At 74.1% G+C, this 13045-nt stretch carries 12 protein-coding genes and 1 tRNA gene; 2 read left to right on the top strand and 11 right to left on the bottom strand.

Annotated features, from left to right (window positions below):
• Positions 1 to 570, top strand: a 570-nt coding sequence (locus AC1MIR_RS21010; RefSeq protein WP_480030127.1) for a hypothetical protein, incomplete at its 5' end; no start/stop codon positions are given.
• A gap of 259 nt (positions 571 to 829) precedes the next feature.
• Here AC1MIR_RS21010 and fdxA read toward each other — a convergent pair.
• From fdxA to AC1MIR_RS20995, 3 genes are all read right to left on the bottom strand, one after another.
• Positions 830 to 1162 carry a ferredoxin FdxA gene (fdxA, locus tag AC1MIR_RS21005; protein ID WP_480030126.1) on the bottom strand — a complete coding sequence of 111 codons (333 nt, stop codon included), beginning with the start codon at positions 1160 to 1162 and terminating at the stop codon, positions 830 to 832.
• Between the two features lie 100 nt (positions 1163 to 1262).
• Positions 1263 to 1550 carry an RNA-binding S4 domain-containing protein gene (locus AC1MIR_RS21000; RefSeq protein WP_480030125.1) on the bottom strand — a complete coding sequence of 96 codons (288 nt, stop codon included), beginning with the start codon at positions 1548 to 1550 and terminating at the stop codon, positions 1263 to 1265.
• Between the two features lie 79 nt (positions 1551 to 1629).
• Complete coding sequence (locus AC1MIR_RS20995) at positions 1630 to 4641, bottom strand: helicase-related protein (protein WP_480030124.1); 3012 nt, start codon at positions 4639 to 4641, stop codon at positions 1630 to 1632.
• Between the two features lie 56 nt (positions 4642 to 4697).
• Here AC1MIR_RS20995 and AC1MIR_RS20990 point away from each other — a divergent pair, with 56 nt between their 5' ends.
• Positions 4698 to 5873 carry an MFS transporter gene (locus AC1MIR_RS20990; protein WP_480030123.1) on the top strand — a complete coding sequence of 392 codons (1176 nt, stop codon included), beginning with the start codon at positions 4698 to 4700 and terminating at the stop codon, positions 5871 to 5873.
• A 56-nt stretch (positions 5874 to 5929) separates the two neighbouring features.
• On the opposite strand, the gene AC1MIR_RS20985 is transcribed toward AC1MIR_RS20990, so the two are convergent.
• The 8 genes from AC1MIR_RS20985 to AC1MIR_RS20950 form a co-directional block, all read right to left on the bottom strand.
• The gene (locus AC1MIR_RS20985) at positions 5930 to 6196 is read right to left on the bottom strand and encodes a hypothetical protein (RefSeq protein WP_480030122.1); all 267 of its coding nucleotides are present in this window, start codon (positions 6194 to 6196) and stop codon (positions 5930 to 5932) included.
• A 338-nt stretch (positions 6197 to 6534) separates the two neighbouring features.
• Positions 6535 to 6615, bottom strand: a tRNA-Leu gene (locus AC1MIR_RS20980).
• A gap of 72 nt (positions 6616 to 6687) precedes the next feature.
• Positions 6688 to 7767 carry a class I SAM-dependent methyltransferase gene (locus AC1MIR_RS20975; RefSeq protein ID WP_480030121.1) on the bottom strand — a complete coding sequence of 360 codons (1080 nt, stop codon included), beginning with the start codon at positions 7765 to 7767 and terminating at the stop codon, positions 6688 to 6690.
• Between the two features lie 46 nt (positions 7768 to 7813).
• Positions 7814 to 8812, bottom strand: coding sequence for a class I SAM-dependent methyltransferase (locus tag AC1MIR_RS20970; protein WP_480030120.1), 999 nt, complete (start codon positions 8810 to 8812; stop codon positions 7814 to 7816).
• Positions 8809 to 11199 (bottom strand): 1-deoxy-D-xylulose-5-phosphate synthase N-terminal domain-containing protein, encoded by a 2391-nt coding sequence (locus AC1MIR_RS20965; protein WP_480030119.1) that lies wholly within the window; start codon positions 11197 to 11199, stop codon positions 8809 to 8811. The genes AC1MIR_RS20970 and AC1MIR_RS20965 overlap by 4 nt, the downstream gene beginning before the upstream one ends.
• A gap of 204 nt (positions 11200 to 11403) precedes the next feature.
• Positions 11404 to 11793 carry a hypothetical protein gene (locus AC1MIR_RS20960; protein WP_480030118.1) on the bottom strand — a complete coding sequence of 130 codons (390 nt, stop codon included), beginning with the start codon at positions 11791 to 11793 and terminating at the stop codon, positions 11404 to 11406.
• A 23-nt stretch (positions 11794 to 11816) separates the two neighbouring features.
• A complete protein-coding gene (locus AC1MIR_RS20955) occupies positions 11817 to 12434 on the bottom strand; it encodes a hypothetical protein (RefSeq protein ID WP_480030117.1) in 618 nt (205 codons plus the stop codon).
• Between the two features lie 220 nt (positions 12435 to 12654).
• On the bottom strand, positions 12655 to 13045 hold a 391-nt coding region (locus AC1MIR_RS20950), incomplete at its 5' end, for a malonyl-CoA decarboxylase domain-containing protein (protein ID WP_480030116.1).

The raw sequence follows: 13045 nt of genomic DNA, 5'->3' as shown, positions 1-13045 counted from the left end.
CCCCCGCGCTTGGGGCGCCGGGCGGGCGCCCGCCTTCTGGGCCGCCTGCGCCGCGGCCGCCCGCGCCGCCGGGGCGGGTCGGCGGGCCGCTTGGCGGCCGGCTTGGGCGGGGCTGCCTTCGAGCCCGCCGCCTTCGAGACCGCCGCCTTCGAGATCGCTGTCTTCGAGCCCGCCGCCTTCGAGATCGCTGTCTTCGAGACCGTTGTCTTCGCGGGGGCGCTTCGCGCGGGGGCTGTCTTCGGGGGGGCAGCCCTGGCGGCGGTGCGGCCCGAGGAGGCGCTTTCCTTCGGCTTGGCGGGCGGCTTGCCGCTTCGGGCGGGTTTTGCCGCCGGCCTGCTCGGCCGAACGGCCTTCGTCCCGCCCTTGGCGGTCCGGCCGGCCTTCGACTGGGCGCTTGCCTTCATCGCGTTACCCGCTCATTCCTGCCGATGCGCTGGGGCGCCTCGGACACCCGCCGACGGGCCGGTCTCGCGCACCCGCATCACGGTCCCGGCAAGGGCTCGTGGAGGCACACGACAGATTACGCCCGGATCTGCATCCGAAGCTGTAACCTTTATCCGATCCCGTTGAAAAGATAATGCAATCGCGCGCTTTTTGCCACCCCCGCGCCGGTTGGCGGCGTGGTGCGGCGCGCCGCGGGGAATGAGCCGGGCGGGTGCGGGCCACCGCGCCCGCGCCCTTGACGACGGCGATCCGGGCCGCGGGGGCGCCGCGGGGGGGGGGGGGGGGGGCGGGGGGGGCCCGCCGCGGGGGGGGGGGGCCCCCCGCCCCCCGCGACCTCCCCGCCGGCGAGCCGGGCCGCGGGCGCGCCGCTGGCGAGGGCGGCGCGTCAGGGCTTGCCGGGTTCGGGGCTGAACAGGTCGCGCTTGCCGGGCTTGTCCTTCCACGCATCCGCATCGGCCGGCGCTTCGCCCTTTCGGGTGATGTTCGGCCACTGCGTCGAATAGGTGCGGTTCAACTCGACCCAGGCCGCGGCCTTGTCGTCGGAATCCGGCAGGATCGCCTCAGCCGGGCACTCGGGCTCGCAGACACCGCAATCGATGCATTCGTCCGGATGGATCACCAGCATGTTCTCGCCGACGTAGAAGCAGTCCACCGGACAGACTTCGACGCAATCCATGTACTTGCACTTGATGCAATTCTCGGTGACGACGTAGGTCACTTGAGCCTCCGGCACGGCACGGGCACCGCGATGTCGCGCGGCCGGCCCGGCCGCGCAGAATTGGCCTGTTGCGCCGCGTCATGCAAGCCGCCCCGGGCCACTACCGACTTTCGTCGGACAGGTCCTCGTAGAGCGCGCGCGCCTCGGCCGGTGGCCCGCGGCGCCCGGCCAGCGCCGCGACGCGCCAGACACGGATCTGCCCGTGCAGCGCGAGCGTCAGCACATCGCCCACCCGCAGCCGCGCATGCGCCTTGTCGGTCGGCTGCCGATTGAGCCGCACCCCGCCGGCGGCGACCAGGCGGGCGCAATCCGCCCGGGTCTTGGCAAGCCGCGCACACCAAAGCCAGAGGTCGAGCCGCTGCCACTCGGCTGCGCCCTCCGCCGTCATGCCGCGGCGCGCCGCATGTCAGGCGCGCGGCCCGGGGCGGCCGGGCGGCATGAATGCGCCGCATCCATGCATGGCCCCGCTAGTCCTTCTTGAGCTTCAACTGCGCCAGCACGGCGAAAGGCGAATCCGCCTTCGGGCCCGACTGGTATTCGCGCGGTGCCCGGTCGCCGTCCCGCTCGCGATCCCGGTCGCGGCGCGGCCCGTCGAAGCGGGGGCGGTCCGGCCTCGGTCCCCGATCGTCGCGCCGCCCCTCGCGGGGCGCGCCGTCGGCACGCGCTCCGTCCTGGCGGTGCCCATCCTGGCGCGGTCCATCCTTCCGGAGCCCGTCCTGGCGGGTAGCGTCGAAGCGCGGGCGATCGGGGCGCGGGCCTCGATCGTCGCGGCGCGGTGGCGCGCCGTCCGGCGCCGCACTGTCGGGTCGCGGCCGATCCTGGCGCGGCCGGTCGGGGTGCGGCCCCTCGCGCCGCGGGTCGCGCCGCGGGCCGCGATCCGGCCTGGGACCGCGCAGCTCGCGCGGGACAGGCGGGCCGAACATGACGGCGGGATCCCAGCGCGGCGCTTCCTGCCGCGCCGGCTGGGCGCGCTCGGGCTGTGGCGGACGGCGCGGCGGGCGTTCCGCGCGCTGCGTGCCGATCCGGGGCGGCAGCGGCGGCCCGAACTGGCCCTCCTCGAGCGGAACCGAGGGGATCAGCCGGAAGCCCATCGCCTCAAGCACCATACCGAGCACGTCGCCCTTCAGCCCGAGGCGGGAGGCGAGGCCCTCGGGCAGCGGCGCGGGCGCGCGGCGTGTCAGGTGGCCGAGTTCCCCGGCGACGCGCTCCACCACATCGAGGCGGAGCAGCACATGGCCGGCCTGCAGCCAGCCGATGAAGGGCGCGAAGCCGGGCGGCCAGCTTTCCGGCGGGCGCGGCGCCTGCGGATCCTCGGGCGGTGGCTGCGGGATCTCGGGCAGCGTCAGCGAAACCAGGCCCGGATTCGGCAGGGCCGGCGTCGGCAGGTGGTGGCGCAGCGCCCAGAGCTGGGCGCGCAGCGCCATCGCCCGCGGCTTCAGCACCTCCGGCACATAGAGCGCGTAGCGGCCGGCGCGGATGCCGATGGCCTTGAGCCGTGCCCGCAGCTCGGCCGCCACCTCCCGCTCGGTGGCGCCGGGCACCAGACCCATGCCCTCGCGCAGCCGGAAGGCGGGGCCGCGCAGCGTGTTGTCCTCGGCGGCCTTGGCCTCGATCGCGGCGAGCGTGCCGAGCTCCTTCTTCACCAGGGATTCGAGCCAGAGCGCGATCCGACCGCGCAGGCGCTCCCGCTGGGCGTTGTCCAGGAACTCGCTGGCGACGGGGTCCACATGCGGCTTCAGCGGTTCCGGACCCGGGCGCAGCCGGGCGACCTCCGCGCCGTCCCACATCACGCGATGCTGCGGCGTCAGGCTGAACGCCTCGTCCTTCGCCATCTCCAGCGCCGCGAGCCGGCGCGGCATCTCCTCGCGCAGGGCGCGGCGCGCGGCGCGCAGCACCAGGCGCTTCTCCTCGGCCTCCGTCGCCGCCGGGTCGGGCTCGAAGTGGAAGCCCTTCACGCGGCCGACCGTGTGGCCTTCCACCACCACCTCGCCCTGGCGGGTGACGGCGGAGAGCAGCTCCTTCTCGGAATCGTCGAGGCTGCGGATCAGATGCGCCGCGCGACGGTCCACGAAGCGCGCGAGCAGGCGTTCGTGCAGCGCGTCGGAGACGTTGTCCTCCGCCTTGCGCGCCTCCGCCTGATGCGTCGCGGCATCGTCCATCCAGTCGGCGCGCGCGGCGACATAGGACCAGACCCGGATATTCGCCAGCCGCGCCATCAGCGTGTCGAGGTCGCCCTCGGTGTTGTCGAGCCCGGCGATGGAGCCCGCCACCCATTCCTGCGGCAGCCGGCCTTCCTTCGCGAGATGGCCGAAGATCTTGCCGCACAGGCGCGTATGGCTGTCATCCGCGATCTTGCGGAAATCCGGCACCTGGCAGGCTTCCCACAGCAGCCGCACGCGGGCGCGGCCCTGCGCGAGGTCGCGGATCTCCGCCTCCCGCGCCAGGGCGTGCAGGGTGATGTGGTCCACCGCGTCGTTGCCCTTGGCGAGGCCCGGCGCCGGCGGCGGCGCGGCCAGCGAGGCCAGCAGCCCGTCCACGCTGGCGAAGTCGAGATCGGAGTTGCGCCAGGCGAGCTGCGCCAGCGGCTCGAAGGCGTGGTTCTCGATCTGCTTGGCCATCTCGTCCGGGATTGGCGGGGAGTCGGCGGTTGTACCAAACGTGCCGTCGCGCATGCCGCGGCCGGCGCGGCCGGCGATCTGCGCCGCTTCCTGCGCCGTCAGGTCGCGCAGCGCATGGCCGTCGAACTTGCGCAAGCTGGCGAAGGCCACATGGTCCACGTCCATGTTGAGGCCCATGCCGATCGCATCCGTCGCGACCAGGAAATCCACCTCCCGGTTCTGGTAGAGCGCGACCTGCGCGTTGCGCGTGCGCGGCGAGAGGCGGCCCATCACCACCGCGCAGCCGCCGCGGCGCCGGCGCACGGCCTCGGCGATGGCATAGACCTCGGTGGCGCTGAAGGCGACGATGGCGGAGCGAGGCGGCAGCCGCGTGAGCTTCGCGGCGCCGGCATGGGTCAGCTGCGACAGGCGCGGCCGCGTCTCGATCTCGGCCTGGGGCACCAGTCGCTGCAGCAGCGGGCGGATCGTCTCCGCGCCCAGGAACATCGTCTCGACCATGCCGCGCGCGTTCAGCAGGCGGTCGGTGAAGATGTGGCCGCGATCGGCGTCGGCGCAGAGCTGGATCTCGTCCACCGCCACGAATTCGGCGCGGCGGTCCAGCGGCATCGCCTCCACCGTGCAGGCGAACCAGCGCGCCTCCGGCGGGACGATCTTCTCCTCGCCGGTGATCAGCGCGACATGGCGCTCGCCCTTCACCGCGACCATGCGGTCGTAGTTCTCGCGCGCGAGCAGGCGCAGCGGGAAGCCGATGATGCCCGAGGCATGCGCGAGCATGCGCGTGATGGCGAGATGGGTCTTGCCGGTGTTGGTGGGGCCGAGCACGGCCCGCACCCGCGCGGGAAACATCGTTCGGTCGGACATCGTGAGGTGTTGCGTGGTCCGTCGGGGGTGGGGACGCGTCGCACGGCAGGGGCGCCTTGGCAACCTCGGGCCCGGCGGGCAGCCTCGGCGCGGTGAGCCCGGCTTCCCGACACGCGCTGCTCTTCGCCGCGCAGTTCTTCGCCTTCGGCGTGATCCTGCCCTTCCTGCCGGCCGTGCTGACGGCGCGGGGGATGACGGCGACGGAGGTTGCGGCGGCGCTGGCCATCGGCTCCGCGCTCCGGCTCGTCGCGGGGCCGCTGGGCGGGCGGCTGGCGGATGCGCTGGGCGGGCCGCGCATCGTGCTGGCGCTCGGCGCCGCGGGCGCGACGCTGGCCGCGCTGGGCTTCCTTGCCGCCTCCGGCTTCGCGCTGGTGCTGCTGGCCTATGCGATACTGAGCATCGCCATGGCCCCGGTCGTGCCGCTGACCGACGCCGCGACCGTGGCCGCGGCGCGGCGCGAGGGCTTCGATTACGGCCGTGTCCGCTCGGCGGGGTCGGTCGCCTTCATCCTCGCCGCGCTGGCCGGCGGTCAGGCGGTGGCGCTGTTCGGGACGGACGCGGCGACGCTGATGATCGCCGCGGGGCTGGCCGCGACGGCGCGCGCGGCGCTGGCGCTGCCCGCCGGGGCGGCCCCCCAGGCCGGCGGGCGCGGCGGGCTGGCCGGCTTCCTCGCGCCGCTCGCCATTCCGGGCTTCCGCCGGCTGGTGCTGGTCTCCGCCCTGATCCAGGGCAGCCACGCCTTCTACTACGCCTTCGGCACGCTGCACTGGCAGGCGGCGGTCGTGGGAGATGGCCTGATCGGCGCGCTCTGGGCCACCGGCGTGGTCGCCGAGATCGTGCTGTTCTTCTGGGGGCGGGGCGTGGTGCAGAGGCTCGGGCCGGTCGGGCTCTCGCTGGTCGCGGCGGCGGCCGGGCTGTTGCGCTGGGGCGCGACGGCGCTGACCAGCGATCCGCTGCCGCTGTTCGCGCTGCAGGTGCTGCATGCCGGCAGCTTCGGGGCACAGCACCTGGCGGCGATGATCGTGCTGGGTCGCATCGTGCCGCCGCATCAGGCGGGGACGGCGCAGACGCTCCACGCGGCGCTCGGCGTCGGCCTGCCGATGGGCGTGCTGACGCTGGCCTGCGGGCCGCTCTTCGCCGCCTTCGGCGGGGGCGGCTACCTGGCGATGGCGCTGCTCTGCGCGCTGGCGGTGCCGGCGAGCCTTGCGCTCGGCGCCGCGCTCAGGCGCTGACCGCCGCCGCCCCGGGTCCAGGCGCGATCACAGTCCCCCGGCCCCGGTGCCGCGGTTCAGCGGCGCAGGCGTTCGCGCAGGTCGGCGAGATGCGCGAGCCCGGCCAAGGCCAGCCCGAGGGCGACCAGCGACCAGTGGCCGCCCGACAGCGCCGCCTGCATCGCCAGCACGAAGCCGGCGCCGGGCAGCACCAGCAGCAACGCGGCGCGCGGCGGCAGGCCGCCCCGCCCGCGCCGGTACCGCGCGACGAGGACCACGAACTCCGTCGCCAGGACGGCGAGCAGCAGCGCGGCGATCCAACCTTGTGCGAAGAACGCTTCCATGGCTTCGCCCCCCGCCATGCCCCCGGCCGGCGCCTGGCGGAAAGGGTCAGGCCTTCCGCGTGCCGTGCCAAGCCGTGGGACGGGCGGGGCCCTCCGGACCGCGCCGTGCGGCGATGCCGGGCCAGGAGGTCTTGCCGGACGCAGGAAGGGGGGGGGGGGGGGGGGGGGGGGGCGCGGCCGCGGGGGGCCGCCGCCCCCCGCCGCGCCCCCCCCCCCCCCGGCAGGCCCCGCGGATGGCGCGCCTGCCGGTCCCGGGCGCCGGGGCGTCGCCTGATCGCCGGCAGCATGAACCGCTTCGGCGATCCTGCCTTCGCGGATCGGGCGCCAGGATATCGGGATGCGGGCGGAGGGACTTGAACCCCCATGGCTTGCGCCACTGGAACCTAAATCCAGCGTGTCTACCGTTCCACCACGCCCGCGCCGTGATGCGGCGTCGCCGCGCCGCGCCAGGATGTCAAGCCGAGACCGCCCTTCACGCTGGGCGGGACGATTCAGCCCGGCTTCGCGACCACGAACAGATGCGACACCCAACGCCCGCGGTCGAGCCCCGGCGCGGCGTCTTCCTGCACTTCCAGCACCTGCAGCCCCGCCGCGGCCGCCGCGGCGAAGATCACCGGCTGCGGCAGGACATGCATCTCCTCCGGCGCGCTGTCCGCGGCCGGCGGCGGCGTCGCGGCGTCGTAGCGATAGCCGAAGCCGTGGGTCAGCGCCTGGAACACCGCCAGCCCGCCGGGCGCCAGGCCGCCGAAGGCCAGCTCCAGCAGGTGCCGCGCCAGCGGCGGCGGGACATGCTGCAGCACGGCCCGGCTGAACCACAGGCCGTAGCCCTCCACCGGCATCGGCCGGTCCGGCCGCGCGCGCAGCCAGGCGATGTGATCGAGGCCCCGCGCCCGCGCCTCCGCGCGCGCCAGCGCCAGATGCGGCGGCGAGATGTCCACCCCCGCCACCTCCGGGCAGATGGCCGCAAGGTGCAGCGTCGCCCGGCCGACGCCGCAGCCGAAATCCACCAGCCGGCCGACACGCTCGGGCGCGACGCCGTGGCGGGCCAGCACGCCCTCCACCAGCCGCCGGTCCGCCATGCCCGTGGCGTGGAAGGCGCGGCGATGGGCGGCGAAGCGATCCGGGCGGAAGGCAGCCTCCGGCAGGCAGGACCAGTGCGGCGCGCTCTCGCCGAGGCGCGCCCAGGCGCGGCGCAGCGCGACGGAGAGGGCGATCAGATCGTCCGGACCGGCCTCGGTCTCGACCACCATCGGCGGCAGGTCATCCGGGACGCCGGCGAAGGCCTCGGCGCCGGCGCGCGTGCGGAATTCGGCCGAGCGCAGCAGTTCGGATCGCAGCGCGGCGCGGCTCTCCAGCCGGGCGAGAAGCCGCCCGACCACGCCCTGGTCCTCCGGCTGCCGGCCGAGCAGCCAGAGATAGGCCTCCCGCACATCGGCCGCACTCGGCGCGGCGTAGAGCGGGTCCGCCCCGTCCGAAGCCGCGTCCGAACGGGCCGCCCGGCGTTGGGCCAGGCGGGCCTGGCGCCGCTGCGTCGCGGCGTCGGTCGCGTCCTTGGAGCCGGTCTCGCTCATGCGCGCCGTATAGGCGGACCGGCGGGGCGCGCGAAGACCGGCGCGCTCACCCTGGCCTGCGGAACAGGTAGCTGTGGGACAGGAAGCGCCCGGCCTCGCGCGTGGTCAGGTGGCTGTCGTCGCGCACCTCCAGCACCTGCAGCCCGGCCTCGGCGGCCAGGGCGAAGATCTCGGGCTGCGGCAGGGCGTGCATCTCCATCCCGCCATCGCCCTCGCGCGCCAGATACTCCGCCACCACGAAGCGGTAGCCGCGGATATGCGTCGGCACCTGGAACAGCGCGACACCGCCCGGCGCAAGGCCGGCGAAGGCCTGGCGCAGGATGTGGCGCACCAGCGGCGGCGGATTGTGCTGCAGCACGAGATGGCTGTACCAGATGTCCCACGGTGCGGGCGGCAGCAGCGCATCCGCGCGCACCTGCCACCACGCGATCCCGCCCATCCCGGCCTGCGCGGCGGCCTCCTGCGCCACACGCAGATGCCCGGGCGAGATGTCGCAGCCGGTCACCCGCGGGAAGCGTCGCGCCAGCGGCAGCGTCACCCGTCCGACGCCGCAGCCGAACTCCACCAGGCGCGGATGCGTCGCAGGCGTGACGCCGTGCCGTGCCAGCATCGCCGCCATCGTCTTTGCGCTGCTCTCGCCGGAGGCCATGAAGCTCGCGAGGTTGTCGGCCAGCCTCTCGCCGCGGAAGCGCGCATCCGTCAGCACGGACCAGTGCGGCTCGGTCTCTCCCATGGCGCTCCAGGCGCGGCCGATCCGCGCGAGCAGGGCGGCCACCTGCGCCGGCTCCGCCACGCTCTCGATCTCGAGCGGCGGGGTGTCGAGCGGCATGGGCCGCCAGCGCATCGGATCGAACTGCGCGCGACACTCGGCCGACTCCATCAGGCGCTCGCGCAGTTCGGCGATGGTCAGTGCGGCAGCGGCGAGGCGTTCCGCCGCCTGCGGGCTCTCGACATCGCGCCCGAGCAGCCAGCGATAGGCGGCGACGACATTCTGCGGCTCCGGCTTGCGGTCCAGCCAGCGCGGGCGGCGCGGCCGGTCGTTCATGCCGGCAGCAGCGCCTCGGCGCAGGCATCGAGGATCGCGGCGGCGTCGAGGCCGTACTCGCGATAGAGGTCGGGGATGTCGCCCGCCTGGCCGAAGCGGTCCACGCCGAGCGGCACCACGCGCTGCCCGCGCACCGCCCCGAGCCAGGCATGCGCCGCCGGGTGGCCGTCCAGCACGCCGACGATCGCGGCCTCCGGCGCGAGGGGCGCGAGCAGCGCCTCCACATGCGAAAGGCGCCGCGCCTGCCCTTTGCGTCGCGCGCGCCGCGCCGCGAGCCAATCCGCATGCAGGCGATCCGGAGAGGTTATGGCGAGCAGCCCGGCGCCGGGCTCCTCGGCACGCAGCTCGTCAAAAGCCTCCAACGCCTCGGGCGCGACCGGCCCCTGATAGGCGATGGCGATGCGCGCGCCGGGCGCGGGCGGCACGGCCCAGTAGCCGCCGGCGATGACCGCGGCGGGATCGAGCCGGCGCTCCGGCTGCGCCAGCGCGCGGGTGGACAAGCGCAGCCATACGGCGGAGCCGTCCGGCTTCTGCATGTGGTCGAAGGCGTGGCGGAGCAGGATGGCGAGTTCGTCCGCATGGGCGGGCTCGAAGCTGGCGAGCCGGTCGGCCGCCATGCCGATCAGCGGCGTGTTGACGCTCTGGTGCTGCCCGCCTTCGGGCGCCAGCGTCAGGCCCGACGGCGTGCTCACCAGCAGGAAGCGCGCATCCTGGTAGCAGGCATAGATCAGCGCATCGAGGCCGCGATTGACGAAGGGATCGTACACCGTGCCCACCGGCAGCAGCCGCGCGCCGTAGAGCTGGTGCGACAGCCCCAGCGCCGAAAGGACGAGAAACAGATTCTGCTCGGCGATGCCGAGCTCGATGTGCTGCCCCTCCGGCGCCATCCCCCAGCGCTGCGCGGAAGCGAGCTTCGCGTCACGGAACACATCATTCTTCTGGTGGCGGTCGAAGATGCCGCGGCGGTTCACCCAGGGGCCGAGATTGGTGCTGACCGTCACATCCGGGCTTGTGGTGACGATGCGCGCGGCGATCTCCGCCGCCTCGCCATGGCCGCGGCCGAGCTCGGCCAGGATCTCGCCGAAGGCCGCCTGGGTGGAGAGCTTTCGTCCGGCCGGCACGCGGGGCGCGGCGAAGCTCGCGGGCACATGCACGGCCGGGGCGGAGAGGCGGCGGCCTTCCGCCGCCAGCGGCGCGGCGAAGGGCGTGGCGTCGAGGAAGGCGCGCAGCTCGGCCTCGGTCGCCTCCAGCCCCTCATGCGGGTCCCATTCATGGCCCTCGCGGATGCGCATCGCGGCGCGGAAGCCGGCCATCTGCTCCTTCGTCATCAGGCCGGCATGGTTGTCCTTGTGGCCGGCGAAGGGCAGGCCCATGCCCTTGATCGTGTAGGCGATGAAGCAGGTGGGCTGGTCGCCCTCCGCGTCCTGGGCGCGGAAGGCTTCCGTCAGCGTCTCGATGTCGTGGCCGCCGAGATTGGTCATCAGCTCCGCCAGTTCGTCGTCGGTCAGCGGGTCGATGATGGCGCGCACGCCGGGCACGCGGCCGAGATCGGCCAGCACCGCGTTGCGCCAGGCAGCGCCGCCCTGGAAGGTCAGCGCGGCGTAGAGGCTGTTCGGGCAGTCGTCGATCCAGCGGCGCAGCGCGTCGCCATCGGGCCGGGCGAAGGCGGCCTGCAGCTTCCTTCCGTATTTCAGCGTGACGACGTTCCAGCCCATGTCGCGGAACAGCCCCTCGATCCGGCCGAAGAGGCGATCCGGCACCACGCTGTCGAGGCTCTGGCGGTTGTAGTCCACCACCCACCAGACATTGCGCACATCGTGCTTCCAGCCCTCCAGCAGGGCCTCGTAGATGTTGCCCTCGTCGAGCTCGGCATCGCCGACGATGGCCACATGGCGGCCCTTCGGCACGTCCGGCCGCGCCAGGCCATGCAGGTGGACATAGTCCTGCACGAGCGATCCGAAGGTGGTCAGCGCCACGCCGAGCCCGACGGAGCCGGTGGAGAAATCCACCTCCGCCCCGTCCTTCATGCGGGAGGGATAGGGCTGGATGCCGCCGAATTCGCGCAGCGTCGCCAGTTTCTCCCGCGTCTGCCGGCCCAGGAGGTAGTTGATGGCGTGGAACACGGGGCCGGCATGCGGCTTCACCGCGACGCGATCCTCGGGCCGAAGGATCTCGAAATAGAGCGCGGCCATGATCGAGATGCAGGACGCGCAACTGGCCTGGTGGCCGCCGACCTTCAGCCCGTCGCGGTTCGGGCGGATGTGATTGGCGTGGTGGATCATCCAGGCCGAGAGCCAGAGCAGCTTGCGCTGCACCTGGTTCAGCAGGCGGAGCCGGCGCGCGGGGTCCATGGCCTGCGCCGGCCTGATCGGCTTCTGCTCGGTCATTCCTGGATCTCTCCCGCCCGGCCGCGACGCGCCCAACATAGGCGGCCGGGCGGGCGGGGCGAAGCCATACCAGTCCCGAAGGCAGCGACACCTGGCCGGCCTTGCGGGGCTTACAGCGTGATCCACCTTGAAGGATCACGCTGTAGCCCAGTCTTTGAGCGGCTGATTCACCGCTCCGGCGATTCCGCCTTCGCGGATCAGGCGCTAGGGCGGGCCGTGCGCGGCCGCGCGCAGCGACCGGCTCAGCGTGTCCGCGGGCCAGACGAGCATCACGCGGCCCGCACCGAAGCCCGCGTGCAGGGCAGCAAGTGCAGCCTCCACACGGGCGTCGCCTTGGCCGGGGGCAGGCTCGGCATGGGCCAGCACGAGCATGCCCTCGCCCAGCAGCAGCGCCGCGATGCGATGCGCGCAGCCGAGCCGGAAGGCGGATCCGTCCGCCAGCAGCGCGGCCGGGTCTCCGGCAGCCCAGAGGGCGGGCAGCATGACGATCGCAGTGGGGTGTGCCGGGTCGTCCAGCCAGAGCGGCACCGGCGCGGTCGCCGGCACCTCGCAACCGGCGGCGCGGCCGGCGCCGAGAACCAGGGCGGCGAGCATCGCCGCGGCGTGGCGCGCCCGTGTCATGGCAGCCGCCCCAGCCCGTCCTGGCAGGCGGCGGCGAGCGCGCCGCGGCCTGCATGCGGCGTGGCGGAAGCGAGGACGAGGCAGAACAGCGGCGCGCGCCGCGGCCAGTCCTCGGCTTCGGGTGCGGCGGCGAAACGGATGAGCGGCGCGGCAGGCTCGAGCCGCGCCACCGCCGCGTAGCGGCCGCCGGTCGCGCTGCGCGCCTCCTCCGCGGCGAGGAGCGCGGCATCGGCTTCACCGTCCCCGATCGCGACCAGGATGCCGGCACCGAGGTCGCGCTGCCCGACCTCGAGCGCCGCGGCAAGGTCAGGCGCCTCCGGCCGATGCCCACCGATCTCCAGCACCGCGGCGCCGGCATCCAGCAGCGCTGCGACGAGGCCGCCCCGCGTCCCTCGCCCCGTGCCGCCCGGCACCAGTACGGCGATGGCGTCGCCCGCCGCCCAGCCGGACGGCAGGATCAAGAGGGCGGGCGCCGCCTGGTCAACGAGGCCAAGCCCGGGCCGCAGCCAGATCGTTGCGAGGAGCGCCTGGTCGGCGGGGGCGGGAGGCTCGCCGGCCGTCACCGGGACGGCGAGGCAGGCGGCGGCGAGCGGGGCAAGCATTGTCCGAAGCATCGGCATGACCGGATCCTCCGCGTCCGCCGGTCACAAGGACGGGCGGCAGTCGGATCATGCTTCGGAGCGCACCCCCAAATCCCGAAACGCATACGAAAACTGCCCAAAAGACCCGGAATGCGACAGAGTCGCGCGGTCTTGTGATGGCGCGGGTGGCGTCGCGCCGTATCCCGCCACGAGCTCCGTCCGGCCGGAGTGAGGCCACGCGACGGGCGGCGACCTAGACGAAACCCTTCGCCAGCTTCCGCACGCCGGAAGAGGCCGCGCGCTTGCCCTCCCCCGCATAGTCCTCGTGGTAGTCCTCGATCTTCGCGGGGTCGTAGAGGTAGTTCACCATCATCCCGGCACTTTCCCGCCAGCCCTTCTCGCTGACATCGCCGCGCGGATTGAGCCGCTCCACCCGCGCGCCGTTGGAGAGATGGAAATGCGCCACGGGATCGCGCGTGCGCTTCGCGTCGCGGCCGCTCTCGGCCAGCAGATAGCGGGCGCAGGCGCGCAGCAGCACGGGATCGAGCGCCTTCGCCACGGCCTCCTCCCGCGCCGAGATCCGCCGCGACAGCACGCGCGCGAGCGTCTGCACCGGCGTCTCGCCCGCGGGCGGCCGTGGCGCG

It is taken from the genome of Falsiroseomonas sp. RANM36 (genome assembly GCF_056682175.1).
This window is presented reverse-complemented; position numbering and strand designations above follow the sequence as displayed.

What these genes read in the sequence shown, in the direction of transcription:
- AC1MIR_RS20965 (WP_480030119.1), bottom strand. Translation starts at nt 11,199, where the DNA reads ATGACCGAGCAGAAGCCGATCAGGCCGGCGCAGGCCATGGACCCCGCG.
- AC1MIR_RS20975 (WP_480030121.1), bottom strand. Translation starts at nt 7,767, where the DNA reads ATGAGCGAGACCGGCTCCAAGGACGCGACCGACGCCGCGACGCAGCGG.
- AC1MIR_RS20995 (WP_480030124.1), bottom strand. Translation starts at nt 4,641, where the DNA reads ATGTCCGACCGAACGATGTTTCCCGCGCGGGTGCGGGCCGTGCTCGGC.
- AC1MIR_RS20985 (WP_480030122.1), bottom strand. Translation starts at nt 6,196, where the DNA reads ATGGAAGCGTTCTTCGCACAAGGTTGGATCGCCGCGCTGCTGCTCGCC.
- AC1MIR_RS20955 (WP_480030117.1), bottom strand. Translation starts at nt 12,434, where the DNA reads ATGCTTCGGACAATGCTTGCCCCGCTCGCCGCCGCCTGCCTCGCCGTC.
- AC1MIR_RS20960 (WP_480030118.1), bottom strand. Translation starts at nt 11,793, where the DNA reads ATGCTCGCCGCCCTGGTTCTCGGCGCCGGCCGCGCCGCCGGTTGCGAG.
- AC1MIR_RS21000 (WP_480030125.1), bottom strand. Translation starts at nt 1,550, where the DNA reads ATGACGGCGGAGGGCGCAGCCGAGTGGCAGCGGCTCGACCTCTGGCTT.
- AC1MIR_RS20970 (WP_480030120.1), bottom strand. Translation starts at nt 8,812, where the DNA reads ATGAACGACCGGCCGCGCCGCCCGCGCTGGCTGGACCGCAAGCCGGAG.